This window comes from Paenibacillus sp. FSL R10-2748, from assembly GCF_038005565.1.
In the GTDB taxonomy this organism is placed as follows: domain Bacteria; phylum Bacillota; class Bacilli; order Paenibacillales; family Paenibacillaceae; genus Paenibacillus; species Paenibacillus polymyxa_B.
In genome coordinates, this window is the sequence record NZ_JBBOTK010000012.1 from 5783 (window position 1) to 32724 (window position 26942).

Consider the following 26942-nt stretch of genomic DNA (forward strand, 5'->3'; position numbering starts at 1 on the left):
ATGACACAGCAAGATGTTCAATTGTTTTCGCTAAGCCAGCCACAGCAACGGATTTGGTATACGGAGCTTCTGTATCCTAATCGGAATACATCAACAATTATTGCAACAGTAAAAATCAGGGGAACTGTTCGTATAGATGCCTTGCAGCAAGCAATGAACCGGGTGATTGCCCAAAATGATTCTTTCCGTATCAAGATCACTGCTCAGGATGGGATTCCATATCAATATGTAGAGCCGTTTACGGCGGAAAGTATAGAAACGCTCCAAGTTACCTCGGAAGAAGCAAAGGAATGGTTAAAGCGCCATAATCCACAGCCATTCTCATTGTTGGATTCGCAGCTGTACCGATTTGTTATCTTGCAGCTCGCAGCAGAAGAAACATGGTTTAATTTTAAAATGCATCATATTATTTCAGACGGTGTGTCCATGAATCAGGCCATTAATGAAATCACCGGACATTATATGGATATTGTGCATGGTACAGGTCAAGATGCACCGACCAAAGGCAATCCATATCTGGATTTTATCCAGGTAGAGCAAAGCTATGAGCAATCAGACCGTTATCAAAAGGACAAAACGTACTGGACAGAAAAGTTTGCCGATTTGCCAGAGACTACAGGTTTGAAATCATATAACCCGCTGACACTGAGCACAGCTGCACGCCGGGAGAGCTTTATACTGGAACATGAGTTGTATCGTGGTGTTACGGCTTTTTGCGAGGAACATAAAATTAGTATTTTCACGTTCTTCCTGGCGGCTCTGTATATTTATTTGCATAAAGTGACGGGAGAGCAGGACCTAACCGTGGGGACACTCTATGCCAACCGTACGTCTAAGAAGGAAAAGGATACCATCGGTATGTTCGTCAGCACCGTGGCTACGCGTCTGTTGGTCGAACCAGAATCCGAACTGCTGACCTTCTTGCAAGGTGTAGGGAAGGAGCAGGCGTCCATTTTGCGGCATCAGCGTTACCCATACAACAAAATTATTCAGGATTTGCGTGAACAGCAAAGCAGTCTGGACATTCAGCGTCTGTTTGGTGCTTCCATCCAGTATCGTACATTGAGTTTCTCCCGGTTTGATGAAGCCATTCAGCAGGTAGATAACGATTTCTGCGGAGATACGGTGAACGACTTCGATATTCACATGGTTGAAATGCTGGATGACGATAGACTCGTGCTGTACCTAGATTATCGTACCGAGCTGTTTAGTGAACAGGAAATTGCTCGAATTATTCGACAATTTTTGAGTGTGGCGGAGCATATGGTGCAGGGCCCACACAAGCGGATACAGGAATTGTCGCTGATCAGTGAGGAAGAACGGGCACAAATCGTCGACGTATTCAATGCTACTGCGGTGGAATATCCACACGAAGCAGGCATTCATGAGTTGTTTGAGGAACAGGCTGAACGTACACCGAATCAGACAGCAGTCGTGTTCGGAAATGCCCGTTTAACTTATGGCGAACTGAATGTAAAAGCAAATCGACTGGCTCACACGTTGCGCGGACACGGTGTTACCGCCGAGCAAACTGTAGGTATCGTTGCTGAGCGTTCCACGGATATGATTGTCGGCATGTTGGCGATTCTCAAAGCGGGCGGCGCATATGTGCCGATTGACCCTGATTATCCGGCTGAACGTGTCCGTTACCTGCTGGAAGATTCGGGGGCGAAGTTGCTGCTGGTGCAGCATGCAGAACAGCAACTGGAGGAATACACCGGAATCGTACTGGATCTGAGCGATGCTAAGGTGTACGGGGCAGAGAATGACCAAGGCTTGAATACCGTACATTGGGAGCAAAACGAGGCTTATCATGCGGATTATACCGATTATACTAATCTGAAAAATGAGATTTTAAATGAATCATCCTCGTCTGTCGTAGACAGCACTGCTGGAGAACAAGAACGTAAATTTGGAAACCGACTAGCTTATTTGATGTACACTTCGGGCACGACCGGACAGCCCAAAGGGGTTATGGTAGAACATCGCAATGTCGTGCGTTTGGTGAAAAGTACAAACTATGCGCAATTAGATGCTGATACACGCATTTTGCAAACTGGCGCCGTTGTCTTTGACGCGTCCACCTTCGAAATTTGGGGTGCGCTATTGAATGGTGGACAGCTCGTGCTGGTAAGTCAGGATGTCATTTTGGACGCTCCAAAGCTCAAGGCAGCCGTGCGCAACCATGGTATCACGACAATGTGGCTGACTGCGCCGCTCTTTAACCAGCTATCTCAGCAGGACTTGGAGCTGTTCGAGGGGGTACAAGAACTGCTGGTCGGTGGTGATGTGCTGTCCGTACCGCACATTAACCGGGTGCTGGAGGCTCATCCGTCCCTGCGGATCATTAACGGCTATGGGCCGACAGAAAATACAACTTTTTCTACAACTCATGCGATTGCCAGCGTGCAATTGGAAGCGGTGCCGATTGGGCGTCCGATTCACAACTCCACAGCGTATGTCGTAGACCGTTCCATGCAGCTTCAGCCTGTCGGGGCATGGGGGGAGTTGATCGTCGGCGGCGACGGGGTGGCACGTGGCTACCGGAACCGTCCGGATTTAACGGCTGAAAAGTTTGTAGACAGCCCGTTCCGCAGCGGAGAGCGCTGCTACCGCACAGGCGATTTGGTGCGCTGGAATGAGGACGGGACGTTGGAATACAAAGGACGGATTGACGCACAGGTGAAAATCCGGGGCTACCGGATTGAGTTGGGCGAGGTGGAAGCACAGCTGCTGAAGCTGGAGGCGGTGCAAGAAGCCGTCGTCATTGCACGTGAGGATGAGCAGGGGCAAAAGCAGCTCTGTGCATATGTAGTCACCCTTGCGAATATCGCGGCTAGCGAGCTGCGAAGCGCCTTGAGCCAAGAATTGCCGGGTTACATGGTACCGTCATATTTTGTGCAGTTGGAGCAATTGCCGTTGACACCAAATGGCAAAGTGGATCGTCGGGCATTGCCGCAACCAGAAGGAAGCGTGGATTCCGGTGAGGATTACGTAGCGGCACGTAATGAGGTAGAACGTACGCTAGTGTCTGTGTGGCAATCTGTACTTGGTATTGAGCATATTGGTGTGCTGGATAACTTTTTCCATCTGGGGGGCGACTCGATTAAGGCCATCCAGGTGTCTTCAAGACTGCTGCAAAATGGTTACAAGCTGGAAATGAGGGAGTTATTCCAGTATCCGACGATTGCTGAGCTGAATGGACGAGTGCAGCGGGTGAGCCGTGTTTCCGATCAAGGAGAAGTCAGTGGAAACGTGGCATTGACACCGATTCAACACTGGTTCATTGAACAGCAGCCATCCAATCCTGAACACTATAACCAGGCTCTGATGCTGCATCGTGAGGATCGATTGGACGAAACGGCGCTTCGTCAGGCACTGCAACGCATTGTCGAGCACCATGATGCTTTGCGCATCGTATTCCGCCAAAATGCGGACGGTGGGTATGAAGCATGGAACCGTGGCGTGCAAGAAGGAGAATTGTACAGCCTCGAAGTGGTTGATTTTACAAATGAGTCTGACTTTGCTCATTTGCTGGAGAACAAAGCCAGCGAAATTCAAAGCAGTATCCGTCTAGATAAAGGCCCTTTGGTGAAGCTGGGTCTGTTCCGTTGCACCGATGGAGACCATTTGTTGGTAGCGATCCACCATTTTGTGGTCGACGGCGTGTCTTGGCGTATTTTACTAGAGGATTTGGCATCCGGTTATGAGCAGGCTTTACAGGGCGAGTCTGTCCGTTTACCCAACAAAACGGATTCCTTCCGTCTGTGGGCAGATCAGCTATCCGCTTATGCGAACAGTGGAGCGTTGGAGAATGAGCGTGCGTATTGGGAGCAGATTGAGCAAGCAGGGAAGAGTCAGACATCCTTGCCTAAAGATTACACTCGTAAATCTCAGGCTAAGCCACAGCTTCGCGATGATCGGACACTGACAGTAGCGTGGACGGTAGAAGAAACGGAACAATTCTTGAAACAAGCTCATCGTGCCTACAATACGGAAGCAAACGACCTGTTGCTGACAGCTTTGGGCACTGCAATTCAGGAGTGGGCAGGCATCCGTCAGGTGCTTGTAAATCTGGAGGGTCACGGACGGGAAGCCATTTTGCCGGATGTGGATATTACGCGGACGATCGGTTGGTTTACCAGCCAATTCCCGGTTGTACTCGATATGGGCGAGGATCGGAATGTGGGACGGCGTGTCAAGAACGTCAAAGAAGGACTGCGCCGTTTGCCGCATAAAGGGATTGGATACGGGATTTTGAGATATCTTGCTGACAGGGAAGGGGAAGCCCCTTTTATCAGCGAGCCGGAAATCAGCTTTAACTATCTCGGACAATTCGATCAGGATTTAAAGAATAATGCCTTTCGCATGTCTCCTTATTCCATCGGAGCTTCCATTAGTGACACGTTAACCAAGCGGTATGCTCTGGATATCAACGGCATGATCACGGACGGTGCACTGGAGCTGACGATCAGCTACAGCAACAAAACGTTCATGAAAAAGTCAATCAAAAAGCTGGCTGATCTGCTTCAGGAGAGCTTGCGTGAGGTATTGGCTCACTGTGTGGAAAAAGAGTTGCCAGAGCTGACGCCAAGCGACTTGTCCTTCCAAGGACTGACGGCTGGAGAGCTGGATCATATTGTAGAGCAGACGGCTGCTGCGGGAGAACTGGAAAACATTTATTCGTTAACACCCATGCAAAAAGGCATCCTGTTCCACGGCTTAATGGAGCCGAAATCCGGGGCGTACTTTGAGCAGGCGACATTTGATCTGCAAGGCAGCTTTCAAGTGGAGGCTTTTGCCGAAAGCTTAAATCAACTGGTGGATCGCCATCAAATATTCAGAACGAATTTTTATAGCGGATGGAATGAGCAGCCTTTACAGGTAGTGTACCGCCATAAAGCGGCTGGGTTCCATTTTGAAGATGTACGTTCACTGGGGCAAGGAGAACAGGACGCATACATTGCTGATTTTGCTGAGCGTGACAAAGTCGAAGGCTTTAATTTCAGCTCAGGCGAGCTGATGCGGGTGTCTGTTTTGCGTACAGGCGAGGAGTCGTACCGTTTTGTATGGAGCTTCCACCATATTTTGATGGACGGCTGGTGCTTGTTCCTGGTTGTGGGGGAAGCATTTAATACGTACTTTGCCATCCTCGAAGACCGCAAGCCGGAGCTTGTCCCGATAACGCCATACAGCGAATATATTGAATGGCTGGAGCGACAGGACAACGCGGAGGCTGAACGGTTCTGGAGTGATTACTTTGCTGGTTTCGAGCAGCAGACGGTATTGCCGCAGGCAAAACAGCTGGACGGTCACGCTAAAGAATATGAAGCGGACAAGCTTTCGTTTACACTGGGCCGCGAAGTGACGGAACGGATGAACAAGCTGGTTAAGCAAAAGCAAGTGACGGTCAACACCCTTCTGCAAGCAGCATGGGGCGTTGTGCTGCAACGGTATAACAACAGTCGGGATGTTGTATTTGGCAGTGTCGTATCCGGCAGATCAGCGGATATTCCGGGCATAGACAAAATGATTGGTTTGTTCATTAATACAGTTCCTGTACGGATTCACAGTGAGAAAGATATTACGTTTGCTGCGTTAATGAAGCAGATACAGGAGCAGGCACTGGCTTCCCGTGCTTATGAAACCTATCCGTTGTATGAAATTCAGGCCCTGACAGAGCAAAAACAGGACCTAGTGAACCATATTATGGTGTTTGAAAACTACCCAGTGGAACAGCGTATGGAGCAAATGGGTAGCCGTGGTGAGAATGGTTTTACGATTACAAATGCTTCCGTATCGGAGCAAACGAACTATGATTTCAACATTACGGTTGTGCCGGGTGATGAAATTCATGTCCATTTAGAGTACAACACGCGAGTATTGGAACGTACAGCTATAGAGCAAATCCGCGGGCATTTGCTGCATATTATTGAAGAAGCGATTAACAGACCAGATGCGCTGGTAGATGAGCTTGAGTTGGTGACAGCTTCGGAAAAAGCGAAAATCATCGACGGTTTTGGATCAGTGGGCGTATCTGCATGGAGTGATGAAAAGCAATCAGAAGGGTTGTTCCACGCCTATGTGGAAGAACAAGCGCAGCTTGTGCCGAATCACGTGGCAGTTGTATACGAGGAGCGGCAGCTTACATACCGTGAGCTGAACGAGCGTGGGAACCAACTTGCTCGTAGATTGCGCAATGAAGGCATTGGGCGTGAATCCATTGTTGGTATTTTGAGCGAGCGCTCGGTGGACATGCTGGTTGGCGTATTGGCGGTATGGAAAGCCGGAGGTGCATATGTACCTTTAGATGCGGATTATCCGTCTGACCGTATCCGCTTTATGCTGGAGGACAGCGGCGCTAGGGTGCTACTGACTCAAACAGGTTTGCAGGAGCGTGCCCAAGCATGGCTGAATGAAAGCCGATGGGCTTTGGCCGAAGGAAAGGCTGAGGGTGAGCTGGAAACGGCGGTTAGCATTGAAACGATGGAAAGAGACAGCCTTAATGAGGGATTAAGCTTGAAATCAGATTCGGAGTCTGATAGCGAAGCAGCATCCGAATCCGCAGCGAACTTGCGTCTGCACACCGTACTGGCGCTGGACGATGAGTCGTTGTACACCGGGGATGCCACGGATGTGGAACATATCAATGAGCCGCAGGATCTGGCGTATGTGATCTACACGTCCGGTACAACGGGGCGTCCAAAAGGGGTCATGATTGAGCATCGCAGCTTGGTGAATACAGCTGCGGCGTATCGCCGGGATTACCGTCTGAACCAGTTCCCGGTACGGCTGCTGCAATTGGCAAGCTTCTCCTTCGACGTATTCGTCGGGGATATCGCGCGGACGCTTTATAACGGTGGAACGATGGTCATCTGTCCGAAAGATGATCGCATTGACCCAAGCCGTCTATACGGCTGGATTCGCGACTATCAGATTACGGTGTTCGAATCGACCCCTGCCTTGATTGTACCGTTTATGCAGCATGTGCATGAACAGGGACTGGACATGAGCAGTCTGGAATTGCTGATCACCAGCTCGGATAGCTGCAGCGTGACGGATTACCGGGTGCTGCAAGAACGATTTGGTGCGGATATTCGCATTATGAACAGTTATGGCGTCACGGAAGCGGCAATCGACTCCAGCTTCTACGACGAAGAACTGTCGAAGCTGCCGGACAGCGGCAGTGTGCCGATTGGTCAGGCGTGGCTGAACGCACGATTTTACATCGTGGACAGCCAGTTGAATCCGGTGCCGATCGGCGTACTGGGCGAGCTGTGCATTGGCGGTGCCGGGGTGGCACGGGGATACCTGAACCGTGCCGACCTGACGGCCGAGAAGTTCGTAGCGAATCCGTATGTACCGGGTGAACGATTGTATCGCACAGGTGACCTCGCGCGGTGGATGCCGGACGGCAATGTGGACTTTATCGGCCGGATGGATTATCAGGTCAAAATCCGGGGATATCGGATCGAGCTGGGCGAGATTGAAACGGCAATCCAGCGGGTGCCGGGTGTGCGTCAAGCGGTAGTCATCGACCGGACGGACGAACGCGGACACAAGTATTTGTGCGGATACATCACGGGAGAAGCGGAGCTTCGGATCGAGGAGGTACAGGCGGAGCTGGAAGCCGGACTGCCAGCACATATGGTGCCGGCACGCTTGATGCGACTGGAGATGATCCCGCTGACGAGCAACGGCAAAATCGACCGCAAGGCCTTGCCGGAACCGGAAGGAAGCATCCATACCGGCGCAGCCTATGTGGCTCCACGTACTACGGTAGAACAGGTTTTAGCTTCAGTGTGGGCCGGGGTGCTGGGTGCCGAAACGGTAGGCACGCAGGATAACTTCTTTGAACTGGGCGGCGATTCGATCAAAGCATTGCAAGTATCATCCCGATTGCTGCAAGCAGGGTATCGACTGGACATGAAGGATTTGTTCAGCAATCCGACGGTAGCGTCACTCAGTCCTTTGCTTCGTACAGATGGCAAGATTGCCAGCCAGGAAGAGGCAGTAGGCCAGGTAGATCTGACACCTATTCAACGGTGGTTCTTCGAGCAGCAGCCGGTTGATCTGCACCACAGCAACCAGGCGATGATGCTGTATCGAGCCGGGCGCTTTGACGTCGACGCGCTGCGCCGTACGATGGAACGTATTGTCCAGCATCATGACGCATTGCGCACTGTATTCCGTGAGACGGAGCAAGGCTATGCCGCTTGGAACCGCAGTGTGGTGGAAGGCGAGCTATACACGCTGGACATCGTAGATTTTAGCGGAGTTGAAGATGAATCCACCGCAGTAGAAGCCAAGGCGAGTGAAATTCAAGCGAGCATTCACTTGAGCGAGGGTCCACTTGTGAAGCTCGGTCTGTTCCATTGCGCTGGAGGCGACCATTTGCTAATCGTGATTCATCATTTGGTTGTGGACGGTGTATCATGGCGCATTTTGCTGGAGGACTTGGCAGCCGGATATGAGCAGGCCGTTGCAGGTAAAACAGGCACAGCCATCCGATTGCCGCATAAAACAGATTCCTACCAGGTATGGGCCAAACAGCTGTCAGCCTACGCAAATAGTGTGACGATGGAGCGGGAGTTTGCATACTGGCAGCATATCGAACAGGCGGAAGCCAGCCTCGCGAAGCCTCTGCCGAAGGATTTTGCGAATGACAATGCTCTGCTTGGAGACAGCGAGGTAGTGACAGTCAGCTGGACGAAGCAGGAAACCGAGCAGCTGCTCAAACAAGCTCATCGCGCGTATAACACGGAAATGAATGACCTGCTGCTGGCCGCACTCGGCAAAGCCGTGTATGAATGGTCTGGTTCCGAACGGGTGCTGGTTAACTTGGAAGGCCACGGACGGGAAGCCGTTGTACCCGACGTGGATATTACGCGCACAGTCGGCTGGTTTACGAGCCAATTTCCGGTTGTACTGGATGGAAGTCTGGGACAAGGTGGAAATACCGCTCGGCTGATTAAACGGGTCAAGGAAGGGCTGCGTCATATTCCGCAAAAAGGCATCGGTTATGGTATTTTGCGATACCTGTCAGATATGAATGTTCTGGAGAAAGCAGGCGTGCAGTTAAAGACTCAGCCTGAGATCAGTTTTAACTATCTGGGCCAATTCGATCAGGATTATAAAGGTAACGATCTGAAGCCTTCCTCCTATTCCATTGGTGTGCCTGTTAGCACGAACGCGGCTATGGATTTTGCACTAGATATCAATGGATTAATCGAGGATGGCGAGCTGATGTTCACTATTCGCTACGGTACCACACAATTCCGGCACGAAACGATTGCACGGCTTGGAGAACTACTGGCATCTGGCTTGCGTGAGGTGATTAGCCATTGCATTGCGCAGGAAAGAACGGTGTTGACCCCAAGTGATGTCTTGTTAAAACATGTAACGCTGGACGAGCTGGAGCAATTGGTGAAAGATACACAAGATATGGGTGAACTAGAAAATGTGTATGCTTTGACGCCGATGCAAAAGGGCATGCTCTTCTTCAGTCTAATGGATGAGAGTTCGGCAGCTTATTTTGAGCAGGCAACCTTTGAATTAAATGGACGTTTTGATGTGGTTGCTTTCAGCAAAAGCTTTGATTTGCTCGTACAGCGTCATGAGGCGTTACGGACGAACTTTATCAGTTCATGGAAGGATGAACCTGTGCAGGTCGTCTTCCGTAATCGTAGCGGGCAATTATATTATGAAGACTTGCGCGAACTAGAAAAAGAGGAACGAGAAGCTTGTGTTGAAGCTTTTGTCATCGAGGATAAAGCGAAAGGATTCAATCTTGCAGAAGATGCACTCATTCGTGTCTCCATTTTGCAAACCGGGGATGAAACGTACCACTTTGTTTGGAGCTTCCATCACATTTTGATGGATGGCTGGTGCTTGTCCTTTATGACACAGGAGGTATTCGGTAGCTATCTGGCACTGCGTGCGGGTCATGAGCCAACGCTGGAGCCTGTCACGCCGTTTAGTCGATTTATTGAATGGTTGGAGCGTCAGGACCGTGAGGCAGCCTTGCAATACTGGCGTGGGTATCTGGCGGACTACGAGCAGCAAATTACGCTTCCTCAGCAAAAAACACAACCTAAATCGATGCAAGATGGGGAATATGTTGCTGAAGATCTGGAATGTGACTTCCAGCCGGAGCTGGTTGCTCAGATCGAACGGGTGGCGAAGCAAAATCAGGTGACGGTCAATACGCTGATTCAGACCGTATGGGGCGTTTTGTTGCAAAAATATAATAACAGTTCGGATGTCGTGTTCGGCAGCGTTGTGTCCGGTCGTCCAGGGGATATTCCAGGTGTGGAGCACATGATCGGGCTATTCATTAATACGATTCCAGTGCGCGTGCAGTCAGAAGAGGGCGAAGCCTTTAACGAGCTGATGAAACGAACACAGCAGCAAGCACTGGCTTCCAATGCCTATGATGCCTTCCCGCTGTATGAAATTCAAGCACTCACCGAGCAGAAGCAGGATTTAATCAATCATATTATGATATTTGAAAATTATCCGGTGGAGCAACAGGTAGAGCAGCTGGGAGGTAAAGGACAGGAACCATTCACGATTTCGAATGTGGTGGCTACAGAGCAAACCAACTACGATCTGAACGTAGCTGTTATGCCGGGAGAAGGTATTAAGATTCGGTTTATGTATAATACGCTCTGCTTTGATCAAGCAGGCATTGAGCGTCTGTATGGACATTTTACCCGTCTCTTGGAGCAAATTTCGCTCAACCCAAATGTTCGGGTTGAAGAGTTGGAATTGGTCACAGTAGCGGAAAAGCAACAGATTACAGCAGCATTTAATGACACTGCTTGTGCATTTCCGTCCAAACAGACGATCCATCAGCTGTTCGAGGATCAGGTGGAGTGTACGCCAGACCAAGTGGCATTGGTGTTTGGAAATCAGAGTCTGACTTATCGGGAGCTGAATAAACGGGCAAATTCATTGGCCCGAATGCTTCAAGCCCAGGGAGTAGGACCTGACAAACGGGTCGGTCTGATGGTGCAGCGCTCAGTGGAAATGATCGTAGGTCTGCTGGCCGTTCTCAAAGCAGGTGGTGCTTATGTGCCAATCGATCCCGAATTTCCGTCCTCTCGTATTGAATACATGCTGGAAGACAGCGAGGCCGCAGTGCTTCTGACCAGTCGTGAGCTGGCAGAAGAGCACCATTGCCATGCCCATACCATGTTTCTTGAGGATGCCGCATTGTATCAGGGAGAAAGTAGCAACATGGAGACGATTGCCCGCCCAGAGCATTTGGCTTACGTCATCTATACCTCGGGTTCGACTGGAAATCCGAAAGGAGTTATGCTCCAGCATCGCTCGGTACTCAACTTTATTACCGGGATGCGCGAAGCCATTGACTTTGAAACGAGCCAAACCATTTTGTCACTCACGACCATTTCATTCGATATTTTCGTCTTGGAAACCATCCTGCCCCTGCTGGGTGGAATGTCTGTTGTGCTTGGCGACCGCCAGCATCAGGTGAACCCGCAGGCGCTTGGTGAGTTGATTACTCAACATTCTATTGAGATGTTGCAAATGACCCCATCCCGGTTGCAAATGCTGCTGGGTCATGAAGCAGGTTCCCGCGCGCTGCGAAACGTGAAGGTCATTATGGTCGGGGGTGAAGCCCTTCCGTCCAAGCTGCTCGCAGCACTGCAAGAAATAAACGGTCCCCGCATTTATAACATGTACGGACCTACAGAAACGACGGTGTGGTCGGCCGTACAGGAACTGACCCATGCTCAAGACATTAATATCGGACGTCCCATCGCGAATACCCAAATCTATATCATGAATGCGAGTGGAGAGTTGCAGCCCGTCGGTGTGCCGGGCGAGTTATGTATTGCAGGGGAAGGATTAGCCCGTGGGTATTGGAAACGTGAAGAACTGACGGCTGAGAAATTTGTAAATAATCCATTTGCTGGTGGCAAGGCAGGCCATGAGCGGATGTACCATACAGGCGATTTGGCAAGATGGACGCCGGACGGCAACATTGAATATTTGGGGCGGATGGACCATCAGGTAAAAATCCGGGGCTACCGGATCGAACTGGGCGAGATCGAATCGCAGCTGTTGCAGGTGGAGTCGGTACAAGAAGCGGTCGTCATGGCCCGTGGGGACGAAACGGGCCAAACACAGCTCGTGGCGTACTACGTCGCGAGTCAAGAGCTTGGCGCCGGTGAGCTGAGACATGAGCTGGGGCGGGAATTGCCAAGCTATATGATGCCGTCGTATTTCATTCAGTTGGAGCAGATGCCGCTGACACCAAACGGTAAAACCGACCGCAAGTCCCTGCCGGCACCGGAAGGCAGCCTGCAAAGCGGAGCGGATTATGTAGAGCCGCGCACTGCACCGGAACGGGCACTCGTAGCGGTCTGGCAATCCGTCCTAGGCGTGCCAACCGTCGGAATGTTGGACAATTTCTTTGACCTGGGTGGCGATTCGATCAAGGCGATTCAAATCGTGTCCCGTGCGTTCCAGGCAGGCTACAAGCTGGACATGAAGGATTTGTTCCGCTATCCCATCGTCGCAACCCTGGCACCGCATATGCACGAGGTCAGTCGTATGGCAGATCAGGGAGAAGTGAGCGGAGAGACGGCGTTGCTTCCGATCCAGCACGGGTTCTTTGCACAGGAGCAAGTGGATGCGCATCACTTTAATCAGGCCGTTATGCTGCACCGGGAGCAGGGCTTTGACGAAGCTGCTTTGCGTCAGGCGCTTGGCAAATTAACAGAGCACCACGATGCTCTGCGGATGGTGTTCAGCAAGACCGAGCAAGGCTATAAAGCATGGAACCGTGGAATACAGGAAGGCGAGCTGTATCACCTGGATGTGCTGGACTTTGGGAATTTGACGGATGAAGCCATGCTCAGCGCGGCAATTGAGGCGAAATCTAGTGAAATCCAAAGTAGTATCCAACTGCAAGAAGGACCACTGTTAAAGGCTGGTTTGTTCCACTGTGCCGATGGGGATCATCTCCTGATGGCGATTCACCATTTGGTGGTGGACGGGGTATCCTGGCGTATTTTGTTTGAGGATTTGGCTACTGCCTATGAGCAGGCCGTTCATCAGGAAGTGCTTCAGCTACCGGACAAAACGGATTCCTTCCGTTCCTGGTCACAAAGACTCTCCGCATATGCGAATAGCACAGCTATGGACAGTGAACACGCCTATTGGGAGCAATGGAACGCAGCCGCTTGGGCTGACCAAGTACGTTTGCCTGAGGATCAAGCGCAGGCTGAGCCCTTTACCTTGGCTGACACGGATACAGTGGTCGTCCAGCTTACGGAAGAAGAGACCGAACGGCTGTTGAAGCAAGCGCACCGTGCATATAACACGGAAGTGAACGATCTGCTTCTGACTGCTTTGGGCATGATGCTGTACACATGGACCGGCCATGAACGCAGCCTGATCAATCTGGAGGGACACGGACGTGAGGACATTTTGCCGGATACGGACATTTCTCGTACGGTAGGCTGGTTTACGAGTCAATATCCGGTATTGCTAGACATCGGTCGTGATCACGCTTTGTCGGGACGCATCAAACAGGTCAAAGAGAGCCTGCGTCATATTCCGAATAAAGGATTGGGCTACGGAATCTGGAGATATTTGAGTGAATCCGGCCAAGCGGTTGGTCAGCAAGCAGATGCACAGGACCTTGGTCAACATCAAGCTTTTGCCGAGCCACAAGTGAGCTTCAATTACCTCGGTCAGTTTGATCAGGACTTGCAAAACAGCGATATGCGTAGGTCTCCTTACTCGATTGGATCGGTCGTTAGTGACCGGACGAAGATGAAACACGCTCTGGATGTGAGCGGAATCGTAACGAACGGCGTCCTGGAACTGGACATTCGGTATAACGGCAAAGCCATCCGTAAGGACACAGTCCACATGCTGGCTAATCTGTTAAAATCCAATCTGCTTGAAATGATCGAGCATTGTGTCACACAGGAGCAGACTGAATTGACTCCAAGTGATGTATTGCTAAAAGGTCTGACCCTGGAGCAATTAGATACGATTAAGGAGCAGACCAAGACGGTTGGGGAACTGGAAAATGTGTATCCGTTAACGCCCATGCAAAAGGGAATGCTGTTCCATAGTCTGATGAATGCAGAAACAGGCGTGTATTTTGAACAGGCGACCTTTGATCTGGAGGGCCACTTTGAACCGTCCCTATTCGAGGAAAGTCTGAAGCTGCTGGTTAGCCGACATGCGATATTACGGACGAATTTCTACAGCGGCTGGTATGGTCAACCGTTGCAGATCGTCTATCGTCATAAAAATCCGAGCTTCCGTTATGAGGATGTCCGAGGGCGTGAGCACGCTGTAGCTGAATTTGTGGCCCAGGATAAAGCTCAAAACTTTGATTTAGGCAAGGATGCGCTCATGCGCGTAACCGTCTTCCGCACGGGTGATAGCTCCTACCGTTTTGTATGGAGCTTCCATCATATTGTGATGGACGGCTGGTGCCTGTCGCTGGTGACGGACGAAGTGTTTGGTGCCTATGTTGCCCTGCTGGAGCACAAGCAGCCAGAGCTCGCACCTGTCAAGCCGTATAGTGACTATATCGAATGGTTGGAAGATCAGGATACACAGGAAGCAACCCGTTATTGGAGTGACTATTTGGCGGGTTTTGAGCAGCAAACCTTGTTGCCTGGTGGGAACACGCAAGCTTTTGTAGTTGCACGGGATGAAGAACCAGACGGAAGCGGTGCGGGTTCCCATTCCGGCTATGTTTCGGAAAAGCTGCCATTTATGTTGGGTAAAGAACGGACCGCGGCATTGAACCAAATGGCCAAGCAACAACATGTCACGATTAACACATTGCTGCAAAGCGTGTGGGGCGTTATTTTACAGCAATACAATAATCATCAGGATGTTGTGTTTGGTGGTGTGGTATCCGGTCGTCCGGCAGACATTCCAGGCGTGGAGAACATGATCGGATTGTTTATCAACACGATTCCGGTACGCATTTGTAGTGCACCGGATGCTACATTTGCTGAAGTATTGCAGCGCACACAGGAGCAGGCTTTGGCTTCTGGTGTCTATGACACGTTCCCGTTGTATGACATTCAGGCACTGACTGAACAAAAACAAGACCTAATTCATCACATTATGGTCTTTGAAAACTACCCGATCGGGCAACAGATGAAGCAGGTGGGCGGTTCTGGTGAGACAAGAGCACAAAATGGCTTCTCTATTGCCAATGTGGCACTTGCCGAGCAAACCAACTACGATTTCAACCTGATTGTCGTGCCTGACGAGGATATCTCCATCCTGCTTGAATACAATGCTCTGGTGTATAGTCGGTCTGCCATGGAGCGTATCCAGGGCCATATCGACCATGTCATCGGACAAATCGTGGACAATCCAAATATCCGTGTGAATGAGCTGGAATTGGTGACCCCGCAAGAACAAGCACAGATCGTTCAGGTTTGGGGGGATACGGCGGCAGCCTATCCGCAGGATCAGACCTTAAGTACACTGTTCGAGCAGCAGGCGGCACGAACACCGGATCAGGTGGCAGTATTGTGCGGATCGGAATCGTTGACCTACGCGGAGCTGAATGAGCGAGCCAACCGTCTCGCACGCACCTTGCGTGCGGAAGGTGCCCAACCGGATCAGCCCGTGGGCATACTGGTTCACCGTTCGCTGGACATGATCGTAGGCATCTACGCGATCCTCAAAGCAGGCGGAGCCTACGTGCCGATTGATCCGGACTATCCGGCGGATCGCATCCGCTTTATGCTGGAGGACTCGGGCGCGAAGCTAGTTCTGACGCAATCGCATCTGGCGGAGCAAGCATCACTGAGTTTCGACGGCCAGGTGCTGGTGCTGGATCGTCATGAGCAAGATGACCAAAACATTTACCACGAAGATGGCTCGAATCTGGAGCCACTGGCTGGACCGCACCATGTAGCCTATGTCATCTATACCTCTGGCTCCACGGGGAAACCGAAGGGCGTCATGGTTGAGCATCATTCCGTGCTGAACCGGATTTTGTGGATGCATGCTCGTTACGGCTTGAGTGCGGAAGACACGATTCTGCAAAAGACGGCCTTCACGTTCGACGTGTCGGTGTGGGAGCTGTTCTGGTGGTCGCTGGTCGGCTCGAAGGTGAGCTTGCTGTCGGTGGGAGGGGAAAAGAACCCGGAAGACATCGTCGACACGATTGCTCGCGATGGTGTGAGCACGATGCACTTTGTACCCGCCATGCTGCATGCGTTCCTGGAATATGTAGAGCAGCAGCCACGGGAAGTGATGCAAGCGAAGCTGGGTACATTGCGCCATGTCTTTGCCAGTGGTGAAGCATTACCGCCACAGCATGTGGCACGGTTCCAACGGCTTGTGTCGAGCCTGGCTGGAGCGAAGCTGATCAACCTGTATGGTCCAACCGAAGCGACGGTGGACGTGTCGTACTTCGATTGCGAGCCTAATGAAACCTATGCGGTCATTCCAATCGGGAAACCGATTCAAAACATTCGTCTGTACATCGTGAAGGAAGGCACGGAGCAATTGCAGCCAATCGGGGTTGCGGGTGAGCTGTGCATCGGCGGTGTCGGCGTAGCTCGTGGCTATCTGAACCGTCCAGAGCTGACGGCCGAGAAATTCGTAGCCGATCCGTTTGCCGGTGGTGAAGCAGGCTATGAACGGATGTACCGCACAGGCGATTTGGCGAGATGGATGCCGGACGGCAACATTGAATATCTGGGCCGGATCGACCATCAGGTGAAAATCCGCGGGTACCGAATTGAGCTGGGTGAGGTCGAATCGCAGCTGCTGCAAGTGGAGTCGGTACGCGAAGCCGTGGTGCTGGCTCGTGCGGACGAAACGGGCCAAAAACAAATGGTGGCGTACTATGTCGCGGGGCAAGAAATGGGTGCCAGTGAGCTGAGAAGTGAGCTGGGTCGGGAACTGCCAAGCTACATGGTGCCGTCGTACTTTGTACAGCTGGAGCAGATGCCGCTGAGTCCAAATGGAAAAATTGACCGCAAGGCCCTGCCAGCACCGGCAGGCAGCCTGCAAACCGGAGCCGATTATGCAGAGCCGCGTACCGCGCAAGAACGCGCTCTGGTAGCGGTCTGGCAGTCGGTACTGGGACTACAGACTGTCGGTATTTTGGACAATTTCTTTGATCTGGGCGGCGATTCGATCAAGGCGATCCAAATCGCATCGCGTGCGTTCCAGGCCGGCTATAAGCTGGACATGAAGGATTTATTCCAGTATCCAACGGTTGCAACACTGGCACCGCATATGCACGAGGTCAGTCGTATGGCAGATCAAGGAGAAGTGAGCGGGGAAACCGCTTTGCTTCCGATCCAGCATTGGTTCTTTGCGCAGGAGCGCGAGCGTCCGCAGCACTTTAATCAGGCGGTCATGCTCTATCGTGCCGAGGGCTTTGATGAGACGTCGGTTCGCCAAGTCATGGATCACATCGTGAAGCATCATGATGCGCTTCGTACGGTTTTCCGTCAGACTTCCTCGGGTTATACGGCTTGGACACGCGGTGTAGATGAAGGCGCGTTGTATACGCTGGAAACCGCAGACTACCGTGAACAAGTAGCCTATGCGGAAGCGCTGGAAGCGAAGGCAAATGAAATCCAAAGCAGCATCGACCTGTCCGCAGGACCTTTGGTCAAGCTCGGATTGTTCCGCACAGCAGAGGGAGATCATTTGCTCATAGCCATTCACCATTTGGTGATAGACGGGGTGTCGTGGCGGATTCTGTTTGAAGATTTCTCGACTGGCTACGAGCAGGCGATCAAGGGCGAGTCGGTACGATTGCCCTATAAAACGGATTCCTTCCAAACATGGGCACGGGAGCTGTCGTCTTACGCCAATCGTCCTGCGGAGGCATCGGATGAAGCCTACTGGCAGCAGCTGGAACAGGCCAAAGCGGAAGCGGCGCCGCTGCCTAAGGATTTCGCCTACGAAGGCTCCTTGAATGCAGACAGCGAAGTGCTGACGGTAGAGTGGACCGAAGCTGAAACGGAGCAACTGCTGAAGCAGGCCCATCGCGCCTATAACACCGAGGTCAATGATCTGCTGTTGACCGCGTTAGGATTGGCAATGCACAACTGGACAGGCGCGGGACAGGTGCTAGTGAACCTGGAGGGACACGGTCGTGAAGCGATCTTGCCAGAGGTGGATATAACACGTACGGTAGGCTGGTTTACGAGCTTGTATCCGGTGCTGCTGGAAATGGGCAAGGGAATGACACTGACACAGCACATCAAAGAAACGAAGGAAGGTTTGCGCCGGATTCCACATAAAGGGCTGACGTATGGAACTTGGCGCTACTTGTCTCCTGCGTCCCATGCGATTGCAGCAGAACCGGAAATCAGCTTTAACTATTTGGGACAGGTCGATCAGGATGTGCAAAACAGTGGAATCTCATTGTCATCCTATAGCGCAGGGGAGACAGAGGATGCCCATTCACCGCTGCAATATACGCTGGATTTGAATGCGATGATCTCGGAAGGCACGCTGCGCTTGACGATCGCTTACAGTCGTAAGCAGTATCGCAAAGAAACGCTGGAACGTGTGGCGGGACTGCTGCAATCCGCTTTGCAAGAGGTGATTACACATTGTGTCGCTCAGGAACAGCCGCAGCTGACGCCGAGTGATGTGTCCTTCCAGGGTCTGACGACTGGAGAGCTGGAGCACATGGCAGCGCAGGCCGCACATATAGGTGAGCTGGAAAATGTATACGCGCTGACACCAATGCAAAAGGGCATGCTCTTTTACAATCTGATGGACTCGCAATCGGGAGCTTATTTTGAACAGGCCTCCTTTGATCTGCAAGGACATTTTAATATCGATGCGTTTGCGGCAAGTTTGGATGTATTGGTGCAGCGGCATACAGCACTGCGCACGAATTTCTACAGCGGCTGGAAGGATGAACCGCTGCAGGTCGTGTACCGCAATAAGCACAGTGAACTCTATGTGGAAGATTTGCGGGATATGGAGGAAGTGCAGCAAAACGAGTACATCCTCGAATATACGCGCAAAGACAAGCAAAGAGGCTTTGATTTGGCACAAGATGCCTTGATGCGTGTCTCCGTTTTGCGCATAGGTGAGGATGCGTACCGTTTTGTGTGGAGCTTCCATCATATCGTGATGGATGGCTGGTGCTTGTCGCTGGTGACAGGCGAAGTGTTTGCAAGTTATTTTGCGATACTCGCTCATAAGCAGCCTGAACTGGCCCCTGTAACGCCATACAGTCAGTATATTGAATGGCTGGAGCAGCAGGATCGTCAGGCTGCATCAGGTTACTGGAGCAAGGTTCTGGAAGGATATGAGGAACAGTCCCGCCTGCCACAGGCTAAAATTCAGGGCAAAACGGGGTATCAGGCGGATCGTCTGGATTTTGACTTGGGTGCGGAGCTAACGGCAGGCATTCAGCGCATAGCCAAGCGTTATCAGGTAACGATCAATACGTTGATGCAGACGGTGTGGGGCCTTTTGTTGCAAAAATATAATGGCACAGATGATGTGGTGTTTGGCAGCGTGGTATCTGGACGTCCGGCAGACATTCCAAATGTGGAGCACATCATAGGTCTGTTTATCAATACCATTCCTGTACGCATCCGCAGTCAAGTGGACAGCTTATTCTCAGACGTGATGAAGCAAACCCAGGAGCAATCCATTGCTTCCCATGCCTATGATACGTACCCGCTGTATGAAATTCAGGGATTGTCAGAGCTTAAGCAGGATTTGATCAATCATATTCTTATTTTTGAGAACTATCCGGTAGAGGAACAATTGGAGCAATTAGGCAACGACGATGAGTCCAGCTTCAGTATCACAGGAGCCGAGTCTGTCGAGCAGACCAACTATGACTTTAACCTGGTGGTACTGCCGGGGAACACCATTCACATGAGTTTTGGTTATAATGCACTGGCCTTTGAACGGGAAAGTGTAGAGCAAATTCGAGGGCATCTGGTACAGCTGCTGGAACAGGTGACAGCGAAACCAGACATTCGTGTACATGAGCTGGATATGTTAAGTGAGCAGGAACGCAAGCAAATCGTCGAGGTTTGGGGCAATACAGCGGTAGCCTATCCAAACGAGCAAACGATTCATGGCTTGTTCGAGGCGCAAAACGCGAAAACGCCGGAGCAGACAGCCCTGTTCTTCGAAGGAGAGCAGTTGACCTATCGTGAACTGAATGCACGCGCCAATCGATTAGCTCGTACCTTGCGTAACCAAGGCGTGACGAAAGATCGTCTGGTGGGTCTGATGACCGAGCGCTCGGTGGACATGATCGTAGGGATCTTCGGGATTTTGAAGGCCGGGGGTGCATATGTCCCCATCGATCCGACGTATCCAGAAGAGCGTATCCGCTATATGCTGGATGACTCGGGTGCGAAGCTGTTGTTAACGCAAAACCATCTGGTGGATAAAGCAGCTTTTGACGGTAACGTGCTGGTGCTGGATGGAGCACAGAGTGTGTATCACGAGGATGGTTCCAATCTGGAGTCGTTGTCTGGTCCGAACGATCTGGCGTATGTCATTTATACGTCGGGTACAACGGGGCAGCCGAAGGGTGTAATGCTCGAGCATCATGGGCTGTGCAATCTGAAAACGTATTTTGATCAGACGCTTCGGATGAGCACGTCGGATCATGCGTTGCTGTTCGCCAGCTATTCGTTTGATGCGGCTTGCTGGGAAATCTTCCAAGCGCTGTTCTGTGGAGCCACGTTGTATGTGCCAACGTCAGAGACGATTCTGAACTACGAGCGGTTTGAGCAATATATGGCGGATCACCAAATCACGGTAGCAGCTTTGCCGCCAACCTATGCGGTGTATCTGGAGCCAGAACGGATGCCAAACTTGCGTATTCTGTTTACTGCGGGTTCAGCATCCTCAACCGAGCTGGTATACAAGTGGAAGGATCAGGTGGCGTACTACAACGGCTACGGTCCAACCGAAAACTCGGTGGCGACGTCCATCTGGCCGGTATCCGAGGATGAGAGAGCCGGACAGCTGATTTCTATCGGACGCCCTGTGCCGAATCATCGGGTATACATGGTGGATGTGCATGGACATTTGGCTCCGGTGGGCGTAGCGGGTGAACTGTGCGTGTCCGGTCCGGGTCTGGCTCGGGGTTATCTAGATCGTCCAGAGCTGACGGCTGAGAAATTTGTATCGAACCCGTTTGCAGCTGGCGAAGCAGGCTATGAACGGATGTACCGTACGGGTGACTTGGCGAGATGGATGCCAGACGGCAACATCGAATATTTGGGCCGGATCGACCATCAAGTGAAAATCCGGGGCTACCGGATCGAACTGGGTGAGGTTGAAGCACAAATTTTGAAAGTAGAAGATGTACAAGAGGTCATCGTACTGGCCCAGGCGGACGAGCAGGGGCAAAACCAACTGGTGGCGTACTATGTCGCTGAACGGGAAGTAAGCGCGGGTGAGCTACGCAGCTTACTGGGTGAGGAACTGCCAAACTACATGGTGCCTTCGTATTTCATCCAGCTGGAGCAAATGCCACTGACACCCAACGGTAAAATCGACCGCAAGGCCCTGCCAGCACCAGAAGGCAGCTTGCAAAGCGGAGCGGACTATGTAGAGCCGCGCACAGCGCTGGAGCAGACGTTGGTTTCCATTTGGCAGGCCGTGTTGGGGACGAAGAGAGTCGGGATTTTGGATAATTTCTTTGATCTGGGCGGCGATTCGATCAAGGCAATCCAGGTATCCTCCCGTTTGCTGCAAGCGGGCTACAAGCTGGACATGAAGGATTTGTTCCAATATCCGTCCATTTCGATGCTGAGCGGTCATGTACACAAGGTCAGCCGTACAGCCGATCAGCGGGTGGTTTCGGGGGCAGTTAGATTGACCCCAATACAGCAATGGTTCTTTGGACAATCCTCAGCAGAGCCGCATTATTTCAACCAGTCGGTGATGCTGTATAGAGCAGAAGGGTTCGATATAGATGCATTGCATCAAACGGTGACCAAGGTAACGGAGCATCATGATGCGCTACGTATAGTCTTCCGTCAGACCGAACAGGGCTATGAAGCGTGGAATCGCGGTTTGAACGAAGGTCAGCTGTACAGTTTGGACGTTGTGGATTTGACGGATGTGCACATTACAGATGTTGCAGCAGCAATTGAGGTGAAGGCGAATGCCATCCAAGGCTCCATTCGTCTGGACGAGGGACCACTGGTGAAGCTGGGACTTTTCCGCTGCATGGATGGGGATCATCTACTGATTGCCACTCACCATTTGGTCGTAGACGGGATTTCGTGGCGGATTGTGTTTGAGGATTTTGCCACGGGATATGAGCAGGCGGTTCGTGGAGAAGCCATTCGTTTGCCCTATAAAACGGACTCTTTCTCCACTTGGGCAGAGCGCTTATCACAATATGCGAATAGTCCGGCCATCGAAGACGAACGCGAATACTGGCACCGTCTTGCCCAAACGGAAGTCGCATCGTTGTCTAAGGATCATGAGAGAGCGGAAGGACAGCATTATCCGCTGAGAGACAGTGAAATTGTGACCGTGGCTTGGAGCGAGCAGGAAACACGGATGTTGCTTCAAGAAGTACACCGTGCGTACCACACCGAGGTCAATGATCTGCTGTTAACCGCACTCGGCACAGCGGTATATAACTGGAGCGGGCAGGAGCGTGTGCTGGTCAATCTGGAGGGACATGGCCGGGAAGCCATTGTTCCAGATATCGACATCACCCGTACCGTGGGCTGGTTTACAAGCCAATATCCGGTGCTGCTGGGTGTGGACGGAAAGGCAGAAGTAGGGCAGCGAATCAAACGGGTGAAGGAAGACCTGCGCCATGTGCCACAAAAGGGCATTGGCTACGGCATTTTGAAATATATGTCTCAGGATGATGCCCATCATTCCCTTGCCTTGCAGCCTGAAATTAGCTTTAACTATTTGGGACAATTTGATCAGGACTTGGAAAATGGGGATATCACGCTGTCTTCACATCTAGGTGGAGAGCCGATGAGTGATCATACCGTACTGGAGCATCCTTTGAATGTGAACGGAATGATTACGGCGGGCGCGCTGACACTGGAAATTCGCTATGACAGTAAGGTATATCATCAGCAAAATGTAGAAAACTTTGCGCAGTTGCTGCAGGAAAGCTTGCAGGAAGTGATCGCTCATTGTGCCTCCAAAGAGCGGAGTGAGCTAACACCAAGCGATGTATTGTTCAAGGGCTTGTCACTGGAACAACTGGAACAGTTGACGGAGCAAACTTCTTCTGTAGGCGAGCTGGAAAATGTGTATGCTCTTTCGCCTATGCAGAAGGGGATGCTGTTCCATAATCTGATGGAGCCGGAGTCAGGCGCCTACTTCCAGCAAGCGTCGTTTGATCAAAAAGGAAGCTTTGATGTTGAAATTTTCCGCAAGAGTCTGGATGTACTGACACAGCGTCATGAAGCGCTGCGGACGAATTTCCATATGTTTGAGACAGGGCACAGTCAGGAGCCATTGCAGATCGTGTTCCGTCACAAAGATAGCGACCTTTCCTTCCAGGATGTACGCGGCATGCAGGAAGCGGAGCAACAGGCGTATATCCAGGCGTTTAAACTGGAGGACCAAGCTAGAGGCTTTAATCTCGGAACCGATGCACTCATGCGCGTACAGGTATTGCAAACAGATGAAGAAACGTATCACTTGGTATGGAGCTTCCATCACATTGTCATGGATGGCTGGTGCTTATCGCTGGTTACTGGTGAAGTGTTTGGTACGTACTTTGCGCTGCTGGAGCAGAAGCAGCCAGAGCTTGCTCCTATCACACCGTATGGCCAATATATCGAATGGCTAGAGCGTCAGGATGAACGTGCGGCAAAAGAGTATTGGAGCAGCTATTTGGCGGGCTTTGAACAGCAGACGTTATTACCTGGATCGGATACTTCACCGAAAGACCAAGTGGCGGACAGCGGAGATCATACTGTATCCACTACAACAAGCGACACCAGCGAATATATCTCTGAAAAAATAACGGTAGATCTGGATCCAACGTGGAGCGAAGCCATACACCGGATTGCGAAGCAGCAGCAGGTCACGATTAATACGCTGATGCAGAGCGTGTGGGGCCTTATTTTGCAGAAATATAACAACAATGAGGATGTTATTTTCGGTAGTGTCGTATCGGGACGTCCAACAGATATTGCCGGCGTAGAGCATATGATCGGTTTGTTCATTAATACGATCCCGGTTCGGATTCAAAGTGAACGGAATGCCACTTTTGTGGAAGTGATGCGGAAAACGCAGGAACAGGCACTGGCCTCGGGAGCCTATGACAGCTTCCCTCTGTATGAAATTCAGGCGTTGACCGAGCAGAAGCAAAATCTGATTAACCACATTATGGTATTTGAGAATTATCCGGTAGAGGAGCAAGTTGAGCAGCTGGGTGAAGTTCGTCCGTCCGCTTTTGAAATTACGAATGTAGAGGTTGTTGAGCAAACGAATTATGATCTGGACTTGATTGTGATGCCCGATGAGCTTTTCCGCATCATGTTCAGATATAACGCCAATGTATACGACCGGTCTACGATAGAGCGGATGCAAGGACATGTACTGCATGTCATCGAGCAAATTATCGACAATCCGCATATCCGAGTAAATGAGCTAGAATTGGTGACACCGGAAGAGCAGGCGCAGATCGTTCAGGTGTGGGGAGATACGGCGGCAGCCTATCCGCAGGATCAGACGCTAAGTGCAACGTTTGAGCAGCAGGCGGCACGAACACCGGATCAGGTGGCAGTGTTGTGCGGAGCGGGATCGTTGACCTACGCGGAGTTGAATGAACGCGCGAACCGTTTGGCTCGGACGCTGCGTGCGGAAGGTGTTGAACCGGATCAGCCTGTAGGCATACTGGTTCACCGTTCGCTGGACATGATCGTAGGCATCTACGCGATCCTCAAGGCAGGCGGAGCCTACGTGCCCATCGATCCAGACTATCCGGCGGATCGCATCCGCTTTATGATGGAGGACTCGGGCGCGAAGCTGGTGCTGACGCAATCGCATCTGGCGGAGCAAGCATCGCTGAGTTTCGACGGCCAAGTGCTGGTGCTGGATCGCGAGGACATTTACCACGAAGATGGCTCGAATTTGGAGCCACTGGCCGGACCGCACCATATAGCCTATGTCATCTATACGTCCGGCTCCACAGGGAAACCGAAGGGCGTGATGGTGGAGCACCATTCCGTTTTGAACCGGATTTTGTGGATGCATGATCGTTATGGCTTGAGTGCGGAAGATACGATTCTGCAAAAGACGGCCTTCACGTTCGACGTGTCGGTGTGGGAGCTGTTCTGGTGGTCGCTGGTCGGCTCGAAGGTGAGCCTGCTGTCGGTTGGCGGGGAAAAGAACCCGGAAGATATCGTCGACACGATTGCCCGCGATGGCGTGAGCACGATGCACTTTGTACCCGCCATGCTGCATGCGTTCCTGGAATATGTAGAGCAGCAGCCACGGGAAGTGATACAGGCGAAGCTGGGAACGTTGCGTCACGTTTTTGCCAGCGGCGAAGCATTGCCGCCACAGCATGTGGCGCGGTTCCAACGGCTCGTGTCGAGCCTGGCTGGAGCGAAGCTAATCAACCTGTATGGCCCAACCGAAGCGACGGTGGACGTATCGTACTTCGATTGCGAGCCTAATGAAACCTATTCGGTCATTCCCATCGGAAAACCGATTCAAAACATTCGTCTGTACATCGTGAAGGAAGGCACGGAGCAATTGCAGCCGATCGGGGTTGCGGGTGAGCTGTGCATTGGCGGTGTCGGCGTAGCCCGAGGCTATCTGAACCGTCCAGAACTGACGGCCGAGAAATTTGTGAAAGATCCGTTTGCTGGCGGGGAAGCAGGCTATGAGCGGATGTACCGCACAGGCGATTTGGCGAGATGGATGCCGGACGGCAACATTGAATATCTGGGCCGGATCGACCATCAGGTGAAAATCCGCGGGTACCGAATTGAGCTGGGCGAGGTCGAATCGCAGCTGTTGCAAGTGGAATCGGTACGCGAAGCCGTAGTGCTGGCGCGTGCGGATGAAACGGGACAAAAACAAATGGTGGCGTACTATGTCGCCGGGCAAGAAATGGGTGCTAGCGAGCTGAGAAGTGAGCTGGGCCGGGAGCTGCCAAGCTACATGGTGCCATCGTACTTTGTACAGCTGGAGCAAATGCCGCTGAGTCCAAATGGCAAAATTGACCGCAAGGCCCTGCCAGCACCGGAAGGCAGCCTGCAAAGCGGAACCGATTATGTCGCACCGCGGACGTGGGTGGAAGTGAAGCTGGCACACATTTGGCAGGATGTGCTGGGCCTCACGCAGGTCGGTGTGAAGGAAAACTTCTTCGAGATTGGCGGACACTCGCTGCGGGCGACGACACTGGCCTCGAAGATTCACAAGGAGCTGAACAAGCCACTTCCACTGCGCAGTATTTTTGAAGCACCAACCATTGAACAGTTGGCAGTCATACTGGAACAGCTGGATCAAGTAACATACGCGTCCATTCCGGTAACGGAAGAACGCAGCTTCTACCCGCTATCTTCGGCGCAAAAACGACTGTATGTATTGCATCAGTTCGACCCGAATGATGTGAACTACAACATGCCGTCGGTGCTGCAAGTGAGCGGCCCGCTGGATGTGAAACGAGTAGAAGATGTGTTCCGTCAATTGATCGATCGCCATGCAACCTTGCGTACCCGCTTTGAGCTAGTGGACAATGAGCCGATGCAATGGGTTGAGGACACCGTGCCGTTCGAGGTGGAATATACGAAGGTACAGGCAGAGCGTGCGACTTCGGATACAGATCAAGACACAGCTACGTACACGACGATCAGCCAGGAAGCACAAGAACGGGTTCGGCAGTTTGTCCGTCCGTTTGATCTGCAAGCTGCACCGCTGCTGCGGGTAGGCTTGGTGGACTTGGGCGTACAAGG

The 26942-nt window shown here is 51.7% G+C and carries 1 protein-coding gene (cut by a window edge); it reads left to right on the forward strand.

All coding sequences use genetic code 11. The annotated features are described in order from the left end of the window. Positions 1–26942, forward strand: the 5' portion of a protein-coding gene (locus NSS66_RS24650) for a non-ribosomal peptide synthase/polyketide synthase (protein ID WP_340960007.1). It continues 15175 nt past the right edge of the window; the window shows 26942 of its 42117 coding nt (coding positions 1–26942); it begins with the start codon at positions 1–3; its stop codon lies beyond the right edge, outside the window.